The organism is Piscinibacter sp. HJYY11, from assembly GCF_016735515.1.
GTDB lineage: Bacteria > Pseudomonadota > Gammaproteobacteria > Burkholderiales > Burkholderiaceae_C > Rhizobacter.
Genome location: NZ_JAERQZ010000001.1, coordinates 422,755 through 445,517, shown reverse-complemented (window position 1 = coordinate 445,517; position 22,763 = coordinate 422,755). Strand labels below are relative to the sequence as shown.

The following is a 22,763-nucleotide window of genomic DNA, read 5'->3' as shown; positions in this document are numbered from 1 at the left end:
AAAAACACGAAGAGGTGCGTTCAGCCGACGCTGAAGTAGAAGGTGGCGCCCTGCCCGGGCCGGCCTTCGGCCCAGATGCGGCCCTGGTGCCGCTCGACGATGCGCTTGACGATCGACAGCCCGAGGCCGAAGCCTTCGTACTTCGCGCCATGCAGCCGCTGGAAGGGCTGGAAGAGCCGCTGCGCCTGCTCGGGGCCGAAGCCCACGCCGTTGTCGCGCACGTGGAAGACGGTGTGCCCGCCCTCTTCTGCAGCGCCCACCTCCACCTGCGGTGCAGGGGCCGCGGCAGCAAACTTGGCGGCGTTGGTGATGAGGTTGACGAAGACCTGGCGCAGCAGCGTGGGGTCGGCGTCCACCTCGGGCAAGGTGCCGATGCTGAAGGCCACCGGTGTCCGGCCCGCCGCCTGCGGCACGGCCGCCACCGCCTCCCGCACCAGCGCCTGCGTGTCGACACGCTGGCGCTGCAGCTCGGTCTCGCTCGACCGGGCCAAGGCCAGCAGCGCATTGACCAGCGCCTCGGTGCGCTCGGCGCTCGCGGCAATCAGCCCGAGCATCTGCGAGGCACGCTCCGTCTGCCCGTTGGCCAGGTACTCGCAGGCCTTGCGCGATGCGCCGGCGATGCCGCCCAGCGGCCCGCGCAGGTCGTGCGACACGGTGCGGTTGAAGCTCTCCAGCCCGCCGATGATGTCGCGCAGCTGCGCCGTGCGGCCTTCCACGCGCTGCTCCAGCGTCTCGTTGGCGATCTGCAGCTGCTCGGCGTTGTGCTTCATCGCCAGATACAGGCTGCCGTTCTCGTAGATGCGGCCCGCCTGCGCGGCGTGGATGGCGAGCAGGTGCTCGTCTTCGTCGCCGAAGGTGTCCTGGCCCACCTTGTCGATGAGCAGGATCCAGCCGTACGACTGGTGCAGCGAGACCACCGGCGCCACCAGTCCGCTGGTGAGCGGCGGGCAGTTGGCCGGCAGGCCCAGGCGCACCGGGTCGCCTGACGGGTTGAAGAAGCGGCGGGGTGTGCGCTCCAGCATCACCGTGCCCAGCACGCCCGCGGCCAGGTCGCTCTGCCCGAGCCCGCCCGCGGCCTCGGGGTCGAAACCCCAGGTGGCGTAGTGCACCGTCTCGGCGTCGTCCTTCTGCCGCACGCCGAGGATGGCGTAGCGTGCACCGATGAGGTCGCGTGCACCGCGGCACACCTGGTCGAGCAAGGCCACCGGGTCGCGCTCGGAGGCCAGGCGCAGGTTGAGCTCGGTCAGCGCCGAGAGGCGCTCGTTGGCATGCAGCAGCTCGTTGGACTGCGCCACCAGCTTGTCGGTGACCAGGCGCAGGTGCTCGCGGTCGAAGTCGTCGACGGTGACGGCCGGGCCGGTCGGCCCCTGCCCGGCCAGCGCGGCCTGCACCACGTCCAGCACGTCCTGCGGCTCGCAGGGCTTGAAGAGGATCTGGTGCACGCCGCACGAGGCCGCGAGCTTGCGCGCCTCGCTCTCCATGAAGGTGGCCGTCCAGAAAATCACCTCGGTGGCGGCGATGCCCGGCTCCTCGCGCAGGCGGCGCGCGAATTCGTAGCCGTCCATCGTGGGCATGAGGATGTCGCAGATCACGAGCGCCGGCCGGGTGGTGCGCACCTTCTCCAGCGCTTCGGCCCCGTCGGCGGCCTCGTCGACCTGGTGCCCGGCATAGCCGAGCAGCGTAGCGATCAGGTCGCGGTTGGTGGCGTGGTCATCGACGACCAGGACGCGGGCCATGGCGTTCAGGCATCGCCCGCCCGCGACGGCAGGAAGGCTTCGATCTGCTGAACGAAGGTTTCAGGCTCGATGGGCTTGGAGAAGTAGCCGTCGAAGCCGGCCATGCGCACCTTCTCTTCGTCGCCCGACATCGAAAACGCCGTCACCGCGACGATGGGCGTGCCCTCGATCGCGGCGTCGAGCTTGAGCTTCTCGAGCACGCCGTAGCCGTCGAGCACGGGCATCTGCAGGTCGCAGATGATGAGCTCGGGCTTCTCGCGCCGCGCCACGGCCACGCCCATCTGCCCGTCGGTTGCGAGCAGCACCTTGTGGCCGCTGTGCTCCAGCAGGTATTGCGCGAGCTCCAGGTTGGCCTGGTTGTCTTCGATGATGAGGATGCGGGCCATGGCGATCTCCTCAGGTGGCAGCGGGCTGGGGTTGCAGGCGCAGCGTGAAACGGCTGCCCTCGCCCGGTTCGCTCTCGAAGGCGATGTGCCCGCCTAGAAGCTCAGCCAGGCGCTGGCTCAGGTGCAGGCCAAGGCCGGTGCCTTCGGCGGCGCGCGGGCGCATGCTCCCGGCCTGGCTGAAGGGCGCGAAGAGCTTCGACTGCTCTTCCAGCGGGATGCCGACCCCGGTGTCGTGGACCACCACCTCGAGCACCCCCTCGTGCTCGCGCAGGTTCAGGGTCACGCTGCCGGTGTCGGTGAACTTCACCGCGTTGCCGGCCAGGTTGAGCACGATCTGGTGCAGCGCCCGGCGGTCGGTCGTCCACATGAGCGGGGTCGGCGGCACCACGGTGTTGAGCTTGAGGCCCTTGGCCTCGGCTTGGATCTTGAGCGTGGCGGCCACCTCGTCGATCACCGCGCAGCAGTCGATCGGCGTCAGGGCCAGGTCGACCTTGCCGGCCTCGATCTTGGCCACGTCGAGCAGGTCGTTGATGAGCGCGAGCAGGTGCCGGGCGCTGCTCTGCACGGTGCGCAGCTGCTTGTACTGGTCGGGGGTGAGCGGCCCCGGCAGGCCCATCAGCAGCGTGCCGGTGAAGCCGATGATGGCGTTGAGCGGCGTGCGCAGCTCATGGCTCATGCTGGCGAGGAAGCGGTCCTTCGCCTGGTTGGCGGTGGCCAGTTCGAGGTTCTTTTCCTGCAGGGCGCGCTCGAAGCGCTTGCGCTCGCTGATGTCGCGGATGGCGCTCATCACGAAGGCGTTTTCCTCGGTGCGCAGCGGCGAGAGGCTGATCTCGATGGGGAACTCGGTGCCGTCCTTGCGCACGCCCGACAGGTCAAGCCCGGAGCCCATGGCGCGCTTGCGGGGCTGCAGGAAATAGTTGGAGCGGTGCCCCACGTGCGCCCGCCGGTAGCGCTCGGGCAGCAGGATGTCGACCGGCTTGCCGCGCAGCTCGCCGGGCTCGTAGCCGAAGAGGCTCTCGGCCTGGCTGTTGGCGATCACGATGTGGCCGGTGGGGTTGGCCATCACGATGCCGTCGGGCGTCGACTCCAGCAGCTCGCGGAAGCGTGCCTCCATCAGCTTGGCGTCGCGCTGCACCTTGATGTCGGTCACGTCCTTTTCCGACATCAGGATCGAGCCCTCGCCCGAGCTCGACAGCAGCTTGGCGGTGACGTCGACGCAGAGCATGGTGCCGTCCTTGCGGCGCCGCACCGACTCGTAGGTGATCGTGCCCTGGCCGACGATGTCGCTCAGGGCCTTCTGCTGCTCGGCCACCCGGTCCAGCGGCACCACGAGGTCGTGCACGCTGTGGCCGACGGCCTCGCTGCTGTCGTAGCCGAAAGTGGCCTGCGCGCCGCGGCTCCAGTGCGCGACACGTCCGTCGAGGGTGAGCACCACGCAGGCGTCGGGCAGCTCCTGGGCAAACAGTGTGGCGGCATCGAATGGCGTGTCGGCAGACGCGACGTCCATGCAGGCGGACTGGAGAGTTGGCGTGCAACCATTGGAGCATCGGGCACGCGGCACCGCACCTGTCACACCTTGCACGGGTAGGGGCATCGGCGGGCCCGTGCGCACCGCCTTTCCGCCAGTGCTACGCGGCCTGGGGCGTGGGGGCGAGCAGGCGCTCGAGCAGGTCGCGCACGCTGCGGATCTGCGAGCCGAAGGGCAGCGCGCCCACGCCGCGGAAGAAGAGGCCCTTGCGCGTGTCGCCCCGCAGGGCGGCGCCGAGCTGGTGGTCGATGCAGAACTGGCCCCAGCCCGGCAGCCCGTCGCGCAGGCCGCACTGCGCCAGGCAATCGAAGGCCTTGGTGCAGCGCGTGCGCAGGTGGGCCACCTTCTGCAGCCGGTCTTCGATCTTGAGGTAGCTGCGCAGCCACGGCGTGCCGACGGCGCGCGCCGGCAGGCCCGCCACGCTCGTGAACTCGACCAGGTCCTCGTCGCGCGCCTCGGCCAGCACGCGCTTGAACGCGGGGTCGGCATCGCTCTCTTCGGTGACGGCGAACGGCGTGCCCAGTTGCACGCCGGCCGCGCCCAGGCGCTGCAGGCGGGCGATGTCGTCGTGGCTGCGCACGCCGCCGGCGGCGATGAGCGGCACTTCGCGCTCGAGGCCTGCCGAGCGCAGGAAGGCCCGCGCCTGCGGCAGCACGTTCTCGAAGTCGAAGCGCGGGTCCTGCAGGTCGGCCACCCTGGCCGCCCCGAGGTGCCCGCCGGCGAGCCGTGGGTGCTCGATCACGATGGCATCGGGCATGCGCTTCTTGCGCTCCCACTTGCGCACGATGAGCTGCACGCCGCGCAGGTCCGACAGGATGGGCACGAGCAAGGCACGCGGGTGGTCCTGCGCCAGGTCGGGCAGGTCGAGTGGCAGGCCGGCACCCACCACCACGGCCTCGATGCCGCACTCCAGCGCGCGCTTCACCGAGGCGGCGTACTCGCTCACCGCCCGCATCACGTTGATCGCGACCAGCCCGCGGCCCAGCGAGTGCCGGCGCGCCGCGCGGATCTCGCGCTCCAGCGCTTCGAGGTTGGCTTCGTCGATGCAGGCCTTGGCCTCGGCCTCGCGGCCGACCTGTGCCGCCAGGCCCTGGGTGCGCGCCATCAGGTCGGGGTGGTGGCGCCGCAGGTCCACCGACGAGATGGTGCCCACGCCGCCCAGGCGGGCCACCGCGCCCGCCAGGCGGTGCGCCGAGATGCCCACGCCCATGCCGCCCTGCACCACCGGCAGGAGCGTCCTGTCTCCCAGCGCAAGGGGCGCAAGCCCGCCGCGCTGCAGCGACGGGGCGATGAGGGGGTCGATGTGGCGAAGCGTGTGGTCGGAGGACGGTGGCGCAGTCATGGCCGGCGAGGCTACCGGCCGGCTGCGCCCCGTTCCTTGCGGTGCATCAAGAAAGGGTGCCTCAGGCCTTGCTCGTGACCAGGCGGCTGCGCAGCGCGTCGAACGACATCGCCGCATGCAACGATGCCGCGAACTTGTCGGGCAGCGCGATCACCGTCTCGAAGGGCCGGAAGTCGGCGTTCTCACGGTCGTCGAGGAAGCGGATGGCGATCGAGCCGCCCTCCTTCTCGAGGAACGCGCGCACCGCGTCCATGCCCACCCCGCGCCCCGACACCTCGGTCACCTGTTCGGCGGTCGAGAAGCCGGAGCGGAAGATGAGCTGGGCCACCTCCTCGGCGCTGGTGCTGGCGCCCCGCGTCAGCAGGTTCTGCTCCATCGCCTGCTGGCGGATCCTGCCGAGGGCCAGGCCGCGGCCGTCGTCCTTCAGGTGGATCCACAGCTTGCCGTCGTCCACGTGCAGGCGAAGGTCGATGCGGCCGGCGTCGGGCTTGCCGGCGGCGGCACGCAGCTCCGGCTTCTCGATGCCGTGGTCGACCGAGTTGCGCAGCAGGTGGGTGAAGAGGTTCTTCAAGAGCGACGAGGCCTGCGTGCGCACCATCAGGCCGTGGTCTTCGATGTGCACCTGCGGCGGCGCCTTGCCCAGCTCCCTGGCGAGTGAGGGCAGCGACTCGAGCGTGCCCGAGAGGATCTCGCCGATCGGCTGGGTGCCCAGCATGTGCAGCGTGCTGCCCACATGCTGCAGCGCAAGGCGCATGGCGTTCGGGTCGCTGTGGTCCACACCCATCAGCATCGAGAGCGTCTCGGCCACCGTGTCGCGCTCGACCATCAGGAACTTCTCCACCGCGGCGCGGCGGCCCGGGCCCTTGCGGCCGAGCACCACGTCGTTCACGTGGGCGTAGTGCTCGATCAGCTCATGCACCTGGGCCAGCTCGGCCAGCAGCGCGCCCTGTTCCCACACCGCCTGCGCGTCCTTGCGCAGGTCGTCGTAATGCTGCTCGGTCACATGCACCTGGTTCGTGAGGCCAAGGAAGCCATAGGTCCGCGCATTGCCCTTGATGGTGTGCATGTTGCGGAACAGCAGGTTGATCGCGTCGGGCTTCTTCTCAGCCGTCTTCTCGATCAGCGCCTTGTTTTCGGCGATGAAGCCGCGCGCACTGTCGATGAACTCGTGGAACTTCTCCTGGCTCACCGCCAGGATCTCGCCGATCACCTGCAGCTCGCGCTTGCGGGCGTTGGCCTCGGCTTCCAGGCGCTTGAGCTCGGTGACGTCGCGCACGCAGAGCATGAGCTTGTCGACGTTGCCTTCCTCGCCCACGATGGGTGACCAGCTCAGGGCCAATGACTTCACCTTGCCATCGGCCAGCGTCTTGTCGAGCTCGGCCACCAGCAGGTGCGAGTTGAACTCGTAGTTCATCTCGTCTTCGCCGATCACCGAGGCAATGGCCGCGTCCACCTGCGACAGCAGGTCGGCGCCGAGGCTGGTCTTCGCAAAGATGAGGTCCATCACCGACACGCCGGCGATGTCGGTCGTCTCGAAGATGGTTTCGAGGTAGGCCGAGTACTCGGGGTGGATCGCCCCGCCCGAGACCACCGTCAGCACGCCCTGCGGCATGTTCTGCAGCATCGCGTTGATGTCGTTGGTCTTCTGGCGCAGCTGGGCGGTGCGCTCGGCCACGCGCTTCTCGAGCGACGCATACAGCAGCGCGTTGTCGAGCGACACCGAGAGCTGGCCGGCGATCAGCGCCACCGAGTCGAGGCGGTCGCCGCTGAAGGCGTTGCGCCGCTGGCGGTTCTCGAGCACCAGCATCGCGTGCAGGTGGCCCTGCTTGACGATGGGCGAGAACATCATCGAGCACTGCTCGAGCTTCTGCGCGAAGGCGTCTTCGTTGAAGCGCTCGTCGCGCACCACGTCTTCGATCAGCAGCAGCTCGCGGGTGCGCTCGGCATAGCGGAAGGCCGACAGCGCGAGTTCACCGGCCGCGCCGGCTTCTTCGACCGTCTGCGGCTTCGCATCGCCCAGCGTGTGCGCCATCACCCAGTCGTCCGAACCTTCTTCCGGCCGCACGATCAGCTGCACGCCGGTCGCGCCGGTGATGGTGCCGAGCACCTTGCCGACACGGTCGGTCAGCTTGGCCAGCACCGTCTCCGAGCTCAGCGCCTGCGAGGCGCGCAGCACCGCCATCAGGTCGAGCATCTCGGCACCGACCACCGAGGTGGTCTTGCCCGAATCGCTGCGCGAGAGGCCCTTGCCCGAGCGCAGGAAGGCATGCTGGCGGCGCAGCTCCTTCACCTTGCCGGCCGCGCCCCAGGCGTCGTACAGCTCGCAGGCGGCGAAGAGGATCGGCTTGGCCGCTTCTTCCATGCCTTGCGACAGGCGGAAGAGCGCGGCGCGCTCATGGATCAAGGCCTTGTGCCACGGGCGCGGCACGTCCTTCGCGGCGGTCACGGCGGCATCGAAGGCGGCACCCGCCGTCCACACCGACTCGAGCGCCCACGCACGTTCGGCGTCGAGCCAGGCCGCGAGGTGGGCGAAGTTGGCCGGCGCATCGGTGGCGCGGGCCTTCACCCACGCGAGGGTCGCATCGAGCTCTTCGACGAGCTTGGGCTTGTCTTCTTCTGCTGCACTTCGCAGCTGGTCGGCCAGCGAGAGAACGCGCAGCGCGCGCGCCACGGCGCTCAAGTAGTAGCCGGGCGTGCGGGGCGCGAGCGCCACGGCCATTGCACTGTGTTTCGCCAAGGCGGGCGCATCGCCGAACAGCGCGGCCCGGATGGTCGCGACCATGTGGTACGTGGCCGCGGTCGTGCCCGTCGGGTCGATCCTGGTCACGTAGTCGGCTTCGTCGAAGTGGTCGTCGGTCAAGGCGCCGGCCGAGCGCGTTTCACCGCGCAGCGCGAGCTGCAGCTGCAGGCGCGGCTGGTAGCGCTGCTGGAAGTCGAGGTTGCGCTGTGCGAGGGCGAAGTCGAGCCCGGCCTTCACCTCGGGCATGGCCAGGGCCAGCGTGGGCTGGCAGTCGAATGCCACGTCGCTGGCGACGTAGCTGAAGGCGACAAAAGGCTCGCGCATGCGCATCAGGTCGGCCCGTGCGCGGTGGAACTCGCCGAGGATCAGCTCGAGCGAATCGACCCAGTGCGCCGCCGAGATCGCGAAGATGCAACGCCCCAGCGCCTGGGCCTGGTCGAAGCCGCGCTTCTCGCACACCTCGATCACGTGGCGGCCCACCGCGTGGGCGCCGCGGAAATCCTGCGGCGTGCCGACCAGCACGAAGGGCAGCGACGCGACCGAGCCGGCCAGCCGCGGATGCGGCCCGTGTTCGACCCAGATCTTGTGGGCCATCAGCGTGAGCCAGGCCCAGGTCGGCGGGTCGGCGAAGTAGGCGGGCGTGGTGGTCTCGGGCAGGCTCTGCGCCAGGGCCAGCTCGCGGCCGGTGTTGATCTCGGGGCGATCGAAGTCGCGCAGGCGATCGTCGCCGCGGTACCAGCCGACCAGGCGCGCGATGCCGGCGCCGAGGTCCGGGCGGATGTCGGCCGGCTTGGGCATCTCCAGACGCGCCAGCAGGTCGAGGCCAGCCTGCATCGCATCGGCGAACTTGCTGCGCGCCACCAGGCTGTAGATCTGGTGCCGCAACGCGCCGCTCAGCAGCTCGGGCGCGAAGCCGGCATCGAGCAAGGACCGGTAGACAGCGTCGACATCGGCATGACGGCCCAGCTCGAAGAGGGATTGCAGCCGCTTGACGCTGAGGTCGAAGACACGTTGCTGCTCGTCGGCGCCCGCCACCAGGCGAAGCGAGCTGAGCGCGACCGACAGGTAGCGCTCCGAGAGGTCGATCTGGCCACGCGCACGCAGCGCATCGCCCTCGCGCTCGAGCAGCTCGGCGGCGCGGCGGCGGTCGCGGGTGTCCAGCCCATCATCCGCGGCCAGACCCGCATGGAAATACTGCGTTGCGACCAGCGCCTCGGGCCGCTTGGCGGCGTCGAGCTTGCGGGCGAAGCCGAGGTGCAGCGCATGGCGCTCGGCCGCCGGCAGTGCAGCCAGCGCGGCTTCACCGACGGTCGCGCGCGGCAGCGCCGGGCCGTCGTCACCGTCGACCACGAGGCCGTCGTCGAGGGCGGCGGCCAGCGCCTTGCGCAGCCGCGCCGGGGTCTGGCCGGTGGCGGCCACGAGGTCGGCCCATGCGGCGTGGCCACCGAGGGCGGCAAGCGCGTGGACGAGCCCGGCCGTCGCCTTCGGCAGCGCGGCGATGCGGGCCTGCAGCTCGGCGGGGCTGGCGGCGCCCACATACCGGCGCACGGCCTCGCCGTCCCACACCCAGCGGCCATCGCCGAGGCTCAGCACGCTGTCGGCGCGCAGCGCATTGAGCAATGCGACGATGCGGCCCGGGCAGTGCCGCGTGTGGCGCTCGAGGGAGGCGGCCAGCGGGCTGGCCTGGTCGACCGGCATGCGCAGCATGGTCGCGATCATGCGGGCCGCAGCGTCTGCGGCGAGCGGCGCGACCTCGAGGTCGGCGGGTGCGAAGGCCCGCACGCGCTCGGCGAGGTCGGCCGGGCCCGCGGCCACCAGCAGCAGACCGGGGATGAGAGCGCGCGCCGCTTCGGTGCTCAGCGCGGCGAGCAGCTTGAACATCAGCGGCGGCGCATGCTGCAGGTCATCGGCCACCAACACCACCGGCCGCTCGGCGCTGGCGAGCGCGCGCAGCAGGCGCACGGCGGCGTCGGCGATCGCGGTGTCGGCGTCGCCTTCGGGCTCCGCCGCCGGGTGTTCGCCCAGCAGGCTCCTGAATTCGGGCAGTTGCGCCACGCCATAGCCCAGGCGGCCGTCGAGCGCGGCGAGCAGCTTGTCGCGCACCTGCGCGAGTTGCCCGGTCGGCAAGGCCACGAGCTGGCGGCCGAGGCCGCTGAAGCCGGCGAGCGCATGCGCGCTGTCGCTGGCCGACGCGGCGGTGAAACGCCCGCCGGCATACCAGGCACGGCGCGTGGCGGCGATGCTGCGGAGTTCATCGACCAGGGCCGACTTGCCGACACCGGCCTCGCCCTGGATCCACAGCCATGGCGTCCTGCCTTCGCGAGCGGCCTCGAAGACCGCGCGCAGTCGTTCGATCTCCTTGTCGCGCCCGACCAGACCGGCCGGCGCCTTCAGTTCGGCACCGAAGTCGAAGGCGCCGAGCTCGAACGATTCGACCGTCTCCGCGGCCAGCCCGCGCTGCAGGCGCTGCAGGTCCTGCGCGAGGCCTTCGGCGCTCTGGTAGCGCTTCTCGGGCTCCTTGGCCACGAGGCGCATCACGATGTCGGACAGCACGGCCGGCACTTCCGGCACGAGCGTGGCGGGGGCCTCGGGCATCTGCACCAGGTGCGCGTGCACGAGCTCGAGCAGGTCTTCGGTCTCGAAGGGCTTGCGGCCCACCAGCACCTGGTACAGCGTCATGCCGAAGGAATAAAGGTCGGAGCGCGCGTCGGGCGCACGCCCGGTGCGGCCGGTGTGCTCGGGCGACATGTAGGCCCAGGTGCCGGAGATCTCGGCATCGGCGGCCGCGGCCGCCTCGGCGCCGGCGAGCACCGAGATGTTGAAGTCGATCAGCGTCGGGGCGAGCGTCTCGGGGTGGATCAGCAGGTTGCCGGGGCCGATGTCCTTGTGCACCACGCCGGCCTTGTGCACGGCCGCGAGGATGCGCGCCGCGCCGAGCGCGTAGTCAACCGCCTGCGTGGTGCTCAGCGTCCTGTCGCGCAGATAGTCGGTGAGGGCGATGCCGCCGTCGTCGCGCAGCACCAGGGTGTCGGCCGCCGGGGTGTCCATCACCGCCGGCACGCCGGCCACGTGGGCCACGCGCTTCAGCATGGTCAGCTCATGCCCCAGGCGGCGCACGGCGGGCGCGCCGATGGCCTGCTTCACCACCACGCGCTGGCCGTCTGCCTGTGTGCGGCGCAACACGCAGGCCTGTTCGGTGCGGTAGAGCACCACGTCGGTCGTCTGGGTGGGCGCGCTCGGGACTGCCGGCTTGTCGGGCTTCGTCATGTGGTGTGGACCTTGTTCGTGGAGACCGGGCGAGGAGCCTGCCCGGGAGATCGGCTACGTTCGATATCGGCCGGTCGTGCTAGTCGTTGAGACGGGAAAGCCCTGAGGTGAATCTGAACGGAATGACAGCTTGTTCACGAAGGGCTGCCCTATGCTCCCGGCGCAGCGCCCCGTCCCGCCCTCTTCCGTTCCGTCCCAGCGCATGTCCGACCCTGCCGACACGAAAGCTCCCGCCACCCGCGCCCGCCGCATGTCGCCCGAGGCACGGCGCGAGCAGATCCTCGACAGTGCCGTCTCCTACATCGTCGACAAGGGCCTGTCGACCTTCACGCTGGAAAACGTGGCCCACGAGGCCGGGGTGAGCAAGCCGCTGGTCTACAAATACTTCACGCGCCGCGAAGACCTGCTGCGTGCCGTGCTGGAGCGCGAATACGTCTACCTCGGCAGCCACAAGCTCGACGTGCTGCCCGCCGACGTGCCGATGGAGCCGCTGATCCGCGCCTCCAACCGCAACGCCTTCAACTACCTGTACGAACGCGGCCCGGTGATCCGCCTGCTGGCGAGCGACCGCAGCGTGGCCGAGCTCGTGCACCAGCGCGAGCGCAACGAGCGCAGCGCCATCACCGAGCACTTCATCAAGCGCCTGATGAAGACCTACGGCGTGCCGAAAGACGTCGCCTTCATCTGCACGGTGATGACGGTCAACGCGCCGATCCTCTCGTCACGCGCCTTGAAGCGCGCCGGCATCAGCGCCGAGCGTGCGGCGCAGGTCTGGAGCGACTTCGTGATGGGCGGCTGGCATGCGCTGGAGGCCCAGCAGGTCCCGGCCGGCAAGCCCAAGGCGAACGCCAAAGCCCCCGCCCCAGCCACCAGGCGCCGCAAGGCCTGAGGCCTGATCACCTCTCGATCTCCGGGTTGCCCCGGGCGCGGGCTATTACACGATCGTTATACTAATTTTCAGACCCTGCCCCACGCAGGGCGCAAGGAGACTCGTGATGCCCTACGCCGCCAACCGCGTCTGCCACGACGCCGACAGCCACATCATGGAGACGGTCGACTGGATCGCCCGCCACACCGACCCCGAGTTGCGCGACAGGATGCCGCCGCTCAACCTGTCAAAGTCGGCGACCAACAGCTACGAGTTCATCCACCAGGAAGTCGAGAAGCAGAAGGCGCGTGCCGCGCGCGGCGAGCAGCCGAACGACGTGGTGCACGGCCTCAAGGGCTGGAGTGCGCCGGGAGCGTTCGATGCCGCAGAACGCAAGGCCGCACTCGACGACCTGGGCTTCCACCGCCAGCTGGTGTTTTCCACCTTCAGCGCCGGCCAGTACCTTCACCACGAAGACATGGACGTGCGCTACGGCGGCGTTCGCGCGCACAACCGCGCGATGGGCGAGTTCTGCGCCGGTGACGACCGGCTCATCGCGGTGGGCCAGCTCTCGCTCGCCGACCCCAGGCGCTGCGTCGAGGAGATGAAGAAAGGCGTGCGCCTGGGCTGCGGCGCGTTCTGGATCCCCGGCATGCCGGCGGGCAACAAGTCGCCGGGCCATCCCGACCTCGACATCGTCTGGCAGACCTTCTGCGACCTGCGCGTGCCCTTCATGCTGCACGTGGGCCCCAACAGCAAGACCAAGATCCCCGAGTACGAGAACAACGGCCTGCCGAAGCCGAAAGACATCACCGGCGCCGAAGACGGCGAGAACCTGCGGGTGCGCGACTTCATGGTGCTGGCGATCGGGCCGCAGCAGTTCCTGACCTCGCTCGTCTTCGATGGCGTGTTCGAGCGCTTCCCCAAGCTGCGGGGCGGCGTGATCGAGCTCGGCGCCGGCTGGGTGCCCGAGTACCTGCGCATGCTCGACCTCTCGCAGCGCATCTTCAGGAAAGGCGACCCGACGCTGGCGGCGATGCCGATGAAGCCGTCGGAGTACATCCGCCGCGCCGTGAAGTTCACGCCCTTCCCTGGCGAGGATGTGGGCCGCATGATCCGCGACGCGGGGCCCGAGCTCTTTCTCTTCTCCAGCGACTACCCTCACCCCGAGGGCACCAACGACCCCATCGGCCGCTTCGAGCGCACCTTCACCGACATCACCGAGGACGCCAAGGAAATGTTCTACCGCACCAACTTCGAAAACATGATGGCGGTGCCGGCATGAGCAACAGCACTGGTCTGGATGCCGACCGTCTCGCCCTCATCACCGAGCACCTCCACAAGCACTACATCAAGCCCGGCAAGCTCCCCGGCTGCCAGACGCTGGTGGCTCGCCGCGGCAAGATCGCCTACCAGAGCGCACTGGGCCTGATGGACCGTGAGCGCAACAAGCCGCTGCGCGACGACACCATCTTCCGCATCTACTCGATGACCAAGCCGATCACCTCGATCGCGCTGATGCAGCTCTACGAGCAGGGGCACTTCCAGCTCAACGATGCGGTCTCGCGCTATATCCCCGAGTGGAAGAAGCAGCGTGTGTGGGTCTCGGGCTCGGGCCCGACGATGCAGACCAAGGTGCCCGACCGGCCGGTCTCGTTCCGCAACATGCTCAACCACAGCGGCGGCATCACCTACGGCGGCGGGCCGCTCGCCATCCCCGGCGCCACGCTGCACCCGGTCGATCAGGTCTACGGCGACTTGGGCCTCACCCGCGGTGCACGGCAAGACCTGGAGAGCTTCGTCAAGAAGCTGGGCCAGGTGCCGCTGCGCTACGAGCCCGGCGAGCGCTGGATGTATTCCTTCTCGACCGACGTCTGCGGCTACCTGGTGCAGGCGATCTCGGGCATGCCCTTCGAGGACTACCTGCAGAAGCACATCTTCGACCCGCTGGGCATGAAGGACACCGCCTTCCAGATCGCGCCCGACAAGGTCGACCGCTTCGCCGCCAACTACATCCGCCGCGAAGACAAGACGCTCGCGCTGATGGACGACCCGCAGGCGAGCACGTACGCGAAGCCGCCGGTCTTCGTCTCGGGCGGCGGCGGGCTGGTGAGCACGATGGCCGACTACCACCGCTTCTGCGAGATGCTGCGCCGCGGCGGCGAGCTCGACGGTGCCCGCATCATCGGCCCGCGCACGCTGCGCCTGATGACGCAGAACCACCTCCCCGGCGGGAAAGACCTGACGCAGGTTGCGCTCGGCAACTTCTCCGAGACCGCCAACGAAGGCATCGGCTTCGGCCTGGGCTTTGCCACCACGATCAGCGAAGTGGCGGCGGGCAGCTACGGCCCCGGCGACTTCTACTGGGGCGGCATGGCTTCGACCATCTTCTGGGTCGACCCGATCGAAGACCTGGTGGTGATCTTCATGACGCAGCTCGTGCCCTCGGGCACCTTCAACATCCGCGGGCAGCTGAAGAACCTCGTCTATTCGGCCATCGTCGACTGAGGGTCCATGCCCCTGAATTGACCCCGATCAAGCCTCGGGGTATGCGCAGGGGCGTACCGTAGGGCCTCGTCATCACCCCGCGAGGCCTCACCATGAAAATCCTTCTCGCCGTCGACGGCAGCCAGTACACCCAGCGCATGCTCGCCTACCTGGCGGCGCACCCCGAGCTGCTCGGCCCAACGGGTGAGTTCACCGCGCTCACGGTCGTGACGGCGGTGCCGCCGCACGTCACCGGCTACATCGACCGCGCCTCGCTGCAGAAGTACTACGACGACCAGGCCGAGGAGGTCTTGAAGACCGTGCGCGGCTTCGCCGCCGAGCGCCAGTGGAAGCCGACCTTCGTCACCAAGGTGGGCAACGCGGCCGACACGATCGCCGCCACCGCCAAGGAAGGCCAGTACGACCTGGTGATGATGGGCTCGCACGGGCACTCGCCGCTCAGCTCGCTGGTGATGGGCTCGGTGACCTCGCGCGTGCTCGGGCACTGCGCGACGCCGGTGCTCATCGTGCGCTGATGGCCGCGGCGAGACCGTCATGAGCCCGATCAAGCACATCCTGCTGCACCTCGACGCGTCGCCCCGCTGCGCGGTGCGGCTCCAGGTGGCGCGGCAGCTCGCCATCACGCACGAGGCGCGTGTCACCGGCCTCTTCGCCGTGACCTCGAGCTTCGCCGAGATGCCCTTCACCGCCGCCGAGAGCTCGCAGGCCGGGGCTTTCGTCCTCAAGCTCGACGCCGACCGCCGCGAGCGCGCCCTGTCGGCCTTCGACCGCTTCAGCAAGGAGGCAGGCCCGCTGATCGACTGGCGCGAGCTCGGCACCGAGCCGCCGACCTGGGGCGTGGCCCAGGCGGCCCTGTGCGCCGACCTCGTGGTGCTCGGCCAGCACGAGCCCGGCTCGGCCACCGCGCGCGACGTGCCGGCCGACTTCGTCGAGTCGGTGGTGGTCGACAGCGGCAAGCCGGCGCTCGTCGTGCCTTACACCGGCGACGTGCGCACGGTCGGGCACAACGTCCTCGTGGCCTGGAACGCCAGCCGCGAATCGGCCCGCGCCCTCGGCGCCGCCCTGCCCCTGCTCGCCCATGCGAAGCAGGTGCACGTGGTGAGCTGGAACGACCCCCAGGGCGCGGTGCAGGCCGCGGCCGACCGGGCCCAGCTGGAGCAGTACCTCGCCAGCCACGGCATCAGCGCCACGCTGCACTGGTACGGCGACGGCCCCGGCCAGGCCGGCGAGCGGCTGCTCTCGCTGACCACCGACCTCGGCAGCGACCTGCTGGTGATGGGCTGCTACGGCCACAGCCGCGCGCGCGAGCTCGTGCTGGGCGGCGCCACGCGCACCGTGCTCCGTTCGATGACGGTACCGGTGCTGCTCGCCCACTGAGGGCATGCGCAAGCTCGCCACGCCCTTGCTGCAAGGGGTGGCGCATCGAGCAACTCAGCCGCCCTGCTGCGCCGAGGCTTCGTCGGCCTTCTTGGCGCCGCGCAGGTTGAGCAGGAACAGGCCCACCTGCAGGGCGATCAACGCGTAGGCCTGCGCATGCCAGCCCCAGGCCACCCACAGCAGGTTGCTCCCGATGAAGCACCAGAAACCGAAGGCGCGCCGCCTCGGGTTTTTCGACGCCACCAGCCAGGAGGCCAGCAAGGTGACGAGCATGGCCGGCCATTGCACGGCGTTCAAGAGTTGGTCCATGACGCAGGCCGCGGCAAGATCGGTGCCGCCGCTGCGCCGAGATGTCGGTCAGTCGCGCAACGAGCGGAACTGCAGCACCCGACGCTGGTCTTCGCTCAGCCAGCAGGCGTAGGGCTGGAGCCCGGAGTACACGCCGTAGGGCGTCTTGGCATCGACCGAGAGGTCGTAGCGGTGGGTGGCGATCGGCTTGCCGGCGTACTGGATGACCTCGCTGCGCCGCTCGCCGATGGGCTGGATGCGCGCAGTCTCGGGCTCGGGCGTCCGCACCATCTTCCGCGCCGCCGCGGCGCACAGCTCGTAGCCGGCGAGGCCGCCCGCAGGCGTCTCGGGCGCGGCCGACGGCTGCACCGGCCTGGCCACGGCATCCGGCGCACACGGCGTCTGGCTGAAGGTGTTGCCGCACTTGTACATCTGCTGTGCCGACGCGAGGCCGGCATGGCCGGCCAGCAGGGCCAGGATGAGGAATCGAACGTTCATGAAGGAAGACACTCCGTGCAGATCTCAGGTCAGGCACCAGCCGGTGCAAGCCAGTGTGCCAGAGCGTGCCGGCCCCGCCGCCTCTACATTCACCTTGGCTTTGCGAAATACGGCGCGTAAGCTGCGGATGCCCGACCCTGGAGGTTGCCCATGAAGATCCTGCTGCCGGTGGATGGCTCGGAGCACGCGCTCGATGCGGTGCGCCACGTGTTGGCCCTCGTGCGCAACGGCCTCGACGCCAGTGTCGTGCTCGTCAACGTGCAGGAGCCCACCTACCTCTACGAGATGGTGCTCGCTCCGAGCGCCGACGTGCTGGAACGCGTGAGCGGCGCGGCCGGCCACCATTCGCTCGAGGCTGCCGAAGACCTGCTGCGCCAGGCCGACATCGAGTTCGAGAAGGAGCTGCTGAGCGGCGAACCTGCGCCCACGATCCTCGAGGCAGGCGAGCGCTTCGACTGCGACGCGGTGGTGATGGGCGCGCGCGGCCGGGGCCTCGCACGCAGCGTGCTGCTCGGCTCGGTGTCGCAGCGCGTGCTGCGCGGCTCGCCGGTGCCCGTGACCATCGTCAAGAGCGGACAGTCGCACTGGGTGGAGCCGGCCGCCGAGTGATCCCGGCGGGGTGGTTCAGTGCAGGGCCGCCTCGGTGCGGTACAGCATGTCGGACCACTGCCGCCCGAGGTCGACCCAGCGGTTCCACGCCTGCGCCGCCTCGGCGCCATCGGGCTTCTCGGTTGACGCCGCCTCGGTCACCTTGCCCACGCTCCCGTTCTCCGGCGTGGTGGCCGTGCCGGCCGCGCGGGCGAGCAAGCCGGCGGCCCGGGTCATGTGCTCGAGTGTCTCGGCTTGCGCGGCGGTGCAGATCGAGGTCATGCGCTGCCAGTACTGGCTTGCGCTTTCCAGGTCGTCGCGCAGCAATTCCGCCTGCACGTTCAGGAGCTCGGTCGGGTTGCCGGCTGACGCCACATCCGCACGGGCCTTGTCGTGCCGCCTGCGCGCCTGCTGGGCGGTTTCGAGCTGGCAACGGCGCAACTCCTCCGCCCGTTTGAGCACCACGTCCGCGAGGCTCATCAACGACTGCATCTGCTCCTGCGCCATGGCGAAGCCTGACGACTCCGCCGCTGCCAACATGGGCATCGATGCGGCCGGCGCGCTCGTGCGCGATGCGGCCGCCTTCTGGTTCCTGCTTGCCATGGGGTGTCTCCTCGTGAGTGCGGCGAACCCGCATTGAAGCGCGCACCACGCGGCTTGGCGCAATGCCCCTGCACCCGTTGCGCATATCGATGCTTGACAAGGCCATGACGTGCGGCAGTGCAACACGTGACACTGCTTGTCGCCACGCAGATCAGCGGCTATGTTCAGGGCTCGGGCGCCTGCGCCCGGAGCTGCATCTCGATAGAAATTGATCGTTCTCAACGACGCTGGCCGTGCAAGCCTTCAAGCTGTGCCGGGCAGTCAAAGGAGGCGATGCACTCCATGGAGATCACGCATGACCAGCCGAAGCAAGGATCTTCCCCCGCATCCGGCCGAACCGGACATGATCCTCCTGGCCCTCTTCCAGAGCCGCTTGCGAGAGCGCTCGCTCTACCTCGGCGAAGAGATCCGCGCACAGCGCAGCCGACTCTCGGCGCATGCGCAGCGCGCGATGATGGACGACAAGAAACCCGATGACGGCGGAGCCACGCTGGCCCGCATCGAGCGCGCCGAACAGGCGCTCGCCGCCGTGCGCCAGGCCCAGGCCCGCATGGGCAACGGCCGCTACGGCCTCTGCGACGAATGCCAGGAACCCATTGGCTGGGACGAGTTGCTCGAAGCGCCCGAGCAAACGGTGTGCCGCAGCTGCAGCCAATTCGGCGAGCTCGACGTCCTGTCGCAGACGGGCTCCTGAACCGCCACGCATCTGCGCGGCCAAGTCCCGCCAGCGGCTTGGCCCTTTCTGCCGCGGGGGATTGCGCCCGCGCAGAATGGGACGGAAGCCCTACTGGAGTGGTGCATGCCCCTTCCCGAAGACCAGCTCGTCCGGATCTTCCCGGGCGACAGCGAGATGGCTCGCCGCATGCGCGCATTCGATTGGTCGGCGAGCGACCTCGGCCAGCCTGAGCACTGGCCGCAGAACCTGCGCATCGCGCTCAACCTCTGCCTGACGACGCGCTTCCCCATGGTCCTGTGGTGGGGCCAGAGCCTCACCATGCTCTACAACGACGCCTACATCTCCTTCCTGGGCGATGCCAAGCACCCGCGCGTGCTGGGCCGGCCCGGCCGCGAGGGCTGGCCGGAGATCTGGGACGTCATCGGCCCGTTGCTCGACGGCGTGATGACGACCGGCATCCCGACCGTGCCCGAGGACACGCCGTTTTTCTTCAACCGCAGGCTGCCGCGCGAAGAGGTCTACGTCCGCTACACCTATTCGCCCATCCTGTCGGTCGACGGGACACGCGTCGAAGGCGTCTTCACCCCCTGCACCGAGACCACCGGCCAGGTCATCGGGCCGCGCCGCCTCGAAAGCCTGCGCAAGCTCGGCCTGCGCAACGCCGAGGTGCGCAGCGTCGAAGGCGCCTGCCGGCTGACGGTGCAGGCGCTTGCGACGAACCGGCACGACGTGCCCTTCGCGGCCGTCTACCGGGTCGATGGCGGGCACGCCCGGCTCGCGGCGTCGACGCACGCGCTGCCGCCGTCGCAGTTGCCTCCGACCGTGCCGCTGGACCGTGCGGCCGGCACGCCGTGGCCGCTGGCCACCGTTGTGCGGACGCGCGAGGTGGTCGAGCTGGCCGACCTCGCGCCCGCCGGCCTGAGCCTGCCCGGCGGGCCCTACCCCGAGCCGGCCACCTGCGCGCTGCTGCTGCCCATTCCGGCGAGCACGCGCGAGGGTCTTGCCGGCGTGCTGATCGCCGGGGTGAGCCCGCGGCAGCCGCTGGACGCGGCCTACCGGATCTTCTTCGACATGGTGGCCCGCCACATCGGCACCGCGATCGCGGATGCGCAGGCGTCCGAGCACGAGCGCGCGCGCGCCGAGTCGCTCGCGCAGCTCGACCGTGCCAAGACCGAGTTCTTCAGCAACGTGAGCCACGAGTTCCGCACGCCGCTCACGCTGATGCTCGGCCCGCTGGACGAAGCGATGTCACGCGCGCCCGAGCCGGCTCGCGAGTCGCTGCGCGTGGTGCAACGCAACGGCGAGCGGCTGCTCAAGCTCGTGAACACCCTGCTCGACTTCGCCCGCATCGAGTCGGGCCGCGCCAACGCGCGCTACCAGCAGACCGACGTGGCCGACCTCACCGCCGACCTGGCGAGCAGCTTCCGCGCCGCCTGCGAACGCGCGGGCCTCTCGCTGCGCGTGCACCTCCCGCCCGAGCCGGCCTGGGCCTGGGTCGACCGCGACATGTGGGAAAAGGTGGTGCTCAACCTGCTGTCCAACGCGGTGAAGTACACGCTCGCGGGCGAGATCGTCGTCACGGTCGACATCACCGATGAGCGGCTGCGCCTGCAGGTCGCCGACACCGGCGTGGGGATCCCGGCGGATTCGCTCGAGCGTGTGTTCGAGCGCTTCCACCGCGTGCAGGACGGCCGCGGCCGCAGCCACGAAGGCAGCGGCATCGGGCTCGCGCTCGTGCACGAGCTGGTGAAGCTGCATGGCGGCAGCATCAGGGTCGAGAGCGAGATCGACCGCGGCTCCATCTTCACCGTCGACGTCCCCACCGGCTACGCGCACCTGCCGATCGAGCAGGTGGAGCGCTCGCCCGACGCGGCCGGCCCGTCGCACCACTCGCGCAGCTACGTGCAGGAGGCCCTGGGCTGGCTGCTGGAGCCCGAGGCCACCGAGCCCGCGGTCGCGGTGCCCGGCCTCAAGCGCGCGCGCGTCCTGCTGGCCGATGACAACGCCGACCTGCGCCACTACGTGCAGCGACTGCTCGAGCCCGAGCACGAGGTGGTGACGGCACACGACGGCGTGGAAGCGCTGGCGCTGGCGCGCGAGGCGCGGCCCGACCTCGTCGTGACCGACATGATGATGCCTAGGCTCGACGGCTTCGGCCTGATGCGCGCACTGCGGGAAGACGCATCGCTCCAGTCGGTGCCCATCCTCATGCTCTCGGCGCGCGCCGGCGAAGAGGCGCGCATCGAAGGACGCCAGGCCGGCGCCGACGACTACCTCGTCAAGCCCTTCAGCGCACGCGAGCTGCGCAGCCGCGTGAGCAGCCTGCTGGCCGGCGAGGTCATCCGCAGCCACGCCATCGCCAGCCTGCGCGAGCACAGCGACCAGATGGCGGCGCTGCTGAACCACGCGCCGGTGGGCGCGGTGCTGATCGGGGCCGACTTCCGCATCCTGCAGGCCAACCCGGTGGCGCTGCCGGTCTTCAGCAACGTGGAAGGCGGCATCGTCGGGCGCGACCTCGGCGAGGTCATGCACCTGCTGTGGGACAAGCCCTTTGCCGACAAGGTGGAGCGCATCTTCCGGCACACGCTCGTCACCGGCGAGCCCTACGCCGCGCCCGAGACCGCCGAACGCCGGCGCGACCGCGGCGTGGTCGAGTACTACGAGTGGCGCGTCGACCGCATCCCCATGCCCGACGGCGGCCATGGCCTCGTCTGCTACCTGCGCGACATCTCCCGCCAGGTGCTCGCGCGCAAGGAGCTCGAAGCGAGCCACGCGGCCCTGCGCGACGTGGACGACCGCAAGAGCGCCTTCATCGCCACGCTCTCCCACGAGCTGCGCAACCCGCTGGCGCCCTTGCGCAACGGGCTGGAGATCCTGCGCCGGGTGAACGACCCCGCGATGCAGGAGCGCGTGCGCTCGATGATGGACCGCCAGCTGACGCACATGGTCCGCCTGATCGACGACCTGCTCGACGTGAGCCGCATCAGCCGCGGCAAGGTGGAGCTGCAGCGCCGGCACGTGTCGCTGGTGCAGGTGCTCCAGCACGCGCTCGAGGCGAGCCGGCCCTTCGTCGAGCAGGCCGGCCACGAGCTCAAGGTGGAGCTGCCCTCCGAGCACATCGTCGTGCATGCCGACCTCACGCGGCTGGCGCAGGTGTTCATCAACCTGCTCAACAACGCGGCCAAGTTCACGCCGAGCGGAGGGACGGTCTCCGTCCGCGTCGACCACGAGGGCGGCCAGGCGCTGGTGCGCATCGCCGACACCGGCCTGGGCATCGACCCGGCGCTCCAGCAGCAGGTGTTCGACATGTTCACGCAGGTGCACCGCTCGCAAGGCGGACTGGGCATCGGCCTCGCGCTCGCGCGCGGGCTCGCGCAGATGCACGACGGCGACATCACGCTTCGCAGCGCCGGCCGTGGCCAGGGGAGCGAGTTCACGGTGCACATTCCGATCGCCCAGGCGACGAGCGACGACGCCGCGACGGGCGACGATGCCGCGGCGGTGGCACCGGCGCAGCAGCGCCGCGTGCTCGTGGCCGACGACAACCGCGACTCCGCCCGCAGCCTGAGCCTCATCCTCGAGATGCTGGGCCATCGGACCATCATCGCCTTCGATGGCGAAGAGGCCCTGGCCCTGGCGCGGCGCTTCAAGCCCGACGTGATGCTGCTGGACATCGGCATGCCCAAGCTCGATGGCTACGACGTCGCGCGTGCGGTGCGTGCCAGCGATGGCGGGCAGGACGTGACGCTCATCGCGCTCACCGGCTGGGGCCAGGCGGAAGACCGGCGCAAATCAGGTGCGGTTGGCTTCGACCACCACCTGCTCAAGCCGGTCGACACGCAGCTCGTGGAGCAGCTCCTGCGCGATGCGCCGCTCTCGCAATGGCCGCCGCTGGCAGACGAGCCACTGCCGCCACCGTCGGCGCTCGCCGACGCTCAGGCCGCGCGCAAGGGCAGCTCGTTCACGTCGTAGACGACGGCCAGGCCCAGCTCCTTCGCGCGCGCGACGTCCATGTCGGCCCCACGCGAGGCGCCGGGCAGGCGCAGCACCGCGTCGCAGCGCTCGATGAGGCGGTGCGCCACCGGGTACTGGTAGGCCTGGAACACCGCATCGCCATGCTCCTTGCCACCCGCCGAATGGATGATCGGCAGCGCCATCCATTCGCCGATGAGCGGCAGGTGGCCGCGCTCGTAGATGGGCAGCGCATGGCGCTCGAGTTCGGCGCGGTTGGCGGCGATGCGCGCCGGGTCACCGTTGGTGCCCGACATGTAGGGGCCGGCGATGAGGACGAGAAGGGGTCGGTTCGGGCGATCTGTGGTCATGGCAACCTCATGTAGTTTCGTGCAACTTCGTGCAAT

The 22,763-nt window shown here is 69.8% G+C and carries 17 protein-coding genes; 8 read left to right on the top strand and 9 right to left on the bottom strand.

The annotated features are described in order from the left end of the window. Positions 1-20: 20 nt before the first annotated feature. From JI745_RS02015 to JI745_RS01995, 5 genes are all read right to left on the bottom strand, one after another. Positions 21-1,736: an ATP-binding protein gene (locus JI745_RS02015; protein WP_201803347.1), complete on the bottom strand. Its 1,716-nt coding sequence runs from the start codon at positions 1,734-1,736 to the stop codon at positions 21-23. A 5-nt stretch (positions 1,737-1,741) separates the two neighbouring features. Then, on the bottom strand, positions 1,742-2,122 hold the full coding sequence (locus JI745_RS02010) for a response regulator (protein ID WP_201803346.1): 381 nt from the start codon (positions 2,120-2,122) through the stop codon (positions 1,742-1,744). Between the two features lie 10 nt (positions 2,123-2,132). Further along, positions 2,133-3,629, bottom strand: a complete 1,497-nt coding sequence (locus JI745_RS02005; RefSeq protein WP_201803345.1) for a PAS domain-containing sensor histidine kinase — start codon at positions 3,627-3,629, stop codon at positions 2,133-2,135. A 121-nt stretch (positions 3,630-3,750) separates the two neighbouring features. Continuing rightward, complete coding sequence (locus tag JI745_RS02000) at positions 3,751-4,992, bottom strand: nitronate monooxygenase family protein (protein ID WP_201803344.1); 1,242 nt, start codon at positions 4,990-4,992, stop codon at positions 3,751-3,753. A 61-nt stretch (positions 4,993-5,053) separates the two neighbouring features. Then, positions 5,054-10,999 carry an AAA family ATPase gene (locus JI745_RS01995; protein WP_201803343.1) on the bottom strand — a complete coding sequence of 1,982 codons (5,946 nt, stop codon included), beginning with the start codon at positions 10,997-10,999 and terminating at the stop codon, positions 5,054-5,056. Positions 11,000-11,201: 202 nt separating this feature from the next. Between JI745_RS01995 and JI745_RS01990 the strand changes: the two genes are divergently transcribed. From JI745_RS01990 to JI745_RS01970, 5 genes are all read left to right on the top strand, one after another. Beyond that, positions 11,202-11,888, top strand: coding sequence for a TetR/AcrR family transcriptional regulator (locus JI745_RS01990; RefSeq protein ID WP_201803341.1), 687 nt, complete (start codon positions 11,202-11,204; stop codon positions 11,886-11,888). Positions 11,889-11,994: 106 nt separating this feature from the next. Continuing rightward, positions 11,995-13,152, top strand: a complete 1,158-nt coding sequence (locus tag JI745_RS01985) for an amidohydrolase family protein (protein WP_201803340.1) — start codon at positions 11,995-11,997, stop codon at positions 13,150-13,152. After that, on the top strand, positions 13,149-14,375 hold the full coding sequence (locus JI745_RS01980; RefSeq protein WP_201803338.1) for a serine hydrolase: 1,227 nt from the start codon (positions 13,149-13,151) through the stop codon (positions 14,373-14,375). Before JI745_RS01985 ends, JI745_RS01980 begins: the two co-directional genes overlap by 4 nt. 92 nt (positions 14,376-14,467) lie before the next feature. After that, entirely contained in the window at positions 14,468-14,890 is a 423-nt protein-coding gene (locus tag JI745_RS01975) for a universal stress protein (protein WP_201803336.1), read from the top strand. 19 nt (positions 14,891-14,909) lie between these two features. Beyond that, complete coding sequence (locus JI745_RS01970; protein ID WP_201803335.1) at positions 14,910-15,752, top strand: universal stress protein; 843 nt, start codon at positions 14,910-14,912, stop codon at positions 15,750-15,752. A 54-nt stretch (positions 15,753-15,806) separates the two neighbouring features. Here the strand turns inward: JI745_RS01970 and JI745_RS01965 are convergent, their stop codons facing one another. Further along, positions 15,807-16,061 carry a hypothetical protein gene (locus JI745_RS01965; protein WP_201803334.1) on the bottom strand — a complete coding sequence of 85 codons (255 nt, stop codon included), beginning with the start codon at positions 16,059-16,061 and terminating at the stop codon, positions 15,807-15,809. Positions 16,062-16,109: 48 nt separating this feature from the next. Continuing rightward, positions 16,110-16,538 (bottom strand): DUF4124 domain-containing protein, encoded by a 429-nt coding sequence (locus JI745_RS01960; protein WP_201803333.1) that lies wholly within the window; start codon positions 16,536-16,538, stop codon positions 16,110-16,112. Positions 16,539-16,688: 150 nt separating this feature from the next. Here JI745_RS01960 and JI745_RS01955 point away from each other — a divergent pair, with 150 nt between their 5' ends. Continuing rightward, entirely contained in the window at positions 16,689-17,147 is a 459-nt protein-coding gene (locus tag JI745_RS01955; protein ID WP_201803332.1) for a universal stress protein, read from the top strand. 15 nt (positions 17,148-17,162) lie between these two features. Here JI745_RS01955 and JI745_RS01950 read toward each other — a convergent pair whose 3' ends face one another. Continuing rightward, complete coding sequence (locus JI745_RS01950; RefSeq protein ID WP_201803331.1) at positions 17,163-17,729, bottom strand: phasin family protein; 567 nt, start codon at positions 17,727-17,729, stop codon at positions 17,163-17,165. A 295-nt stretch (positions 17,730-18,024) separates the two neighbouring features. Between JI745_RS01950 and JI745_RS01945 the strand changes: the two genes are divergently transcribed. Both JI745_RS01945 and JI745_RS01940 read left to right on the top strand, forming a co-directional pair. Continuing rightward, positions 18,025-18,423 carry a hypothetical protein gene (locus JI745_RS01945; protein ID WP_201803330.1) on the top strand — a complete coding sequence of 133 codons (399 nt, stop codon included), beginning with the start codon at positions 18,025-18,027 and terminating at the stop codon, positions 18,421-18,423. Positions 18,424-18,528: 105 nt separating this feature from the next. Beyond that, positions 18,529-22,377, top strand: coding sequence for an ATP-binding protein (locus JI745_RS01940; RefSeq protein ID WP_201803328.1), 3,849 nt, complete (start codon positions 18,529-18,531; stop codon positions 22,375-22,377). Here the strand turns inward: JI745_RS01940 and JI745_RS01935 are convergent. Continuing rightward, positions 22,341-22,727, bottom strand: a complete 387-nt coding sequence (locus tag JI745_RS01935; protein WP_201803327.1) for a DUF4406 domain-containing protein — start codon at positions 22,725-22,727, stop codon at positions 22,341-22,343. The genes JI745_RS01940 and JI745_RS01935 overlap by 37 nt on opposite strands. Between the last annotated feature and the right edge of the window lie 36 nt (positions 22,728-22,763).

Excerpts from the sequence above, each read along its gene's own strand:
- JI745_RS02015 (WP_201803347.1), bottom strand. The coding sequence starts at position 1,736 with ATGGCCCGCGTCCTGGTCGTCGATGACCACGCCACCAACCGCGACCTG.
- JI745_RS02010 (WP_201803346.1), bottom strand. The coding sequence starts at position 2,122 with ATGGCCCGCATCCTCATCATCGAAGACAACCAGGCCAACCTGGAGCTC.
- JI745_RS02005 (WP_201803345.1), bottom strand. The coding sequence starts at position 3,629 with ATGGACGTCGCGTCTGCCGACACGCCATTCGATGCCGCCACACTGTTT.
- JI745_RS02000 (WP_201803344.1), bottom strand. The coding sequence starts at position 4,992 with ATGACTGCGCCACCGTCCTCCGACCACACGCTTCGCCACATCGACCCC.
- JI745_RS01995 (WP_201803343.1), bottom strand. The coding sequence starts at position 10,999 with ATGACGAAGCCCGACAAGCCGGCAGTCCCGAGCGCGCCCACCCAGACG.
- JI745_RS01990 (WP_201803341.1), top strand. The coding sequence starts at position 11,202 with ATGTCCGACCCTGCCGACACGAAAGCTCCCGCCACCCGCGCCCGCCGC.
- JI745_RS01985 (WP_201803340.1), top strand. The coding sequence starts at position 11,995 with ATGCCCTACGCCGCCAACCGCGTCTGCCACGACGCCGACAGCCACATC.
- JI745_RS01980 (WP_201803338.1), top strand. The coding sequence starts at position 13,149 with ATGAGCAACAGCACTGGTCTGGATGCCGACCGTCTCGCCCTCATCACC.
- JI745_RS01975 (WP_201803336.1), top strand. The coding sequence starts at position 14,468 with ATGAAAATCCTTCTCGCCGTCGACGGCAGCCAGTACACCCAGCGCATG.
- JI745_RS01970 (WP_201803335.1), top strand. The coding sequence starts at position 14,910 with ATGAGCCCGATCAAGCACATCCTGCTGCACCTCGACGCGTCGCCCCGC.
- JI745_RS01965 (WP_201803334.1), bottom strand. The coding sequence starts at position 16,061 with ATGGACCAACTCTTGAACGCCGTGCAATGGCCGGCCATGCTCGTCACC.
- JI745_RS01960 (WP_201803333.1), bottom strand. The coding sequence starts at position 16,538 with ATGAACGTTCGATTCCTCATCCTGGCCCTGCTGGCCGGCCATGCCGGC.
- JI745_RS01955 (WP_201803332.1), top strand. The coding sequence starts at position 16,689 with ATGAAGATCCTGCTGCCGGTGGATGGCTCGGAGCACGCGCTCGATGCG.
- JI745_RS01950 (WP_201803331.1), bottom strand. The coding sequence starts at position 17,729 with ATGGCAAGCAGGAACCAGAAGGCGGCCGCATCGCGCACGAGCGCGCCG.
- JI745_RS01945 (WP_201803330.1), top strand. The coding sequence starts at position 18,025 with ATGACCAGCCGAAGCAAGGATCTTCCCCCGCATCCGGCCGAACCGGAC.
- JI745_RS01940 (WP_201803328.1), top strand. The coding sequence starts at position 18,529 with ATGCCCCTTCCCGAAGACCAGCTCGTCCGGATCTTCCCGGGCGACAGC.
- JI745_RS01935 (WP_201803327.1), bottom strand. The coding sequence starts at position 22,727 with ATGACCACAGATCGCCCGAACCGACCCCTTCTCGTCCTCATCGCCGGC.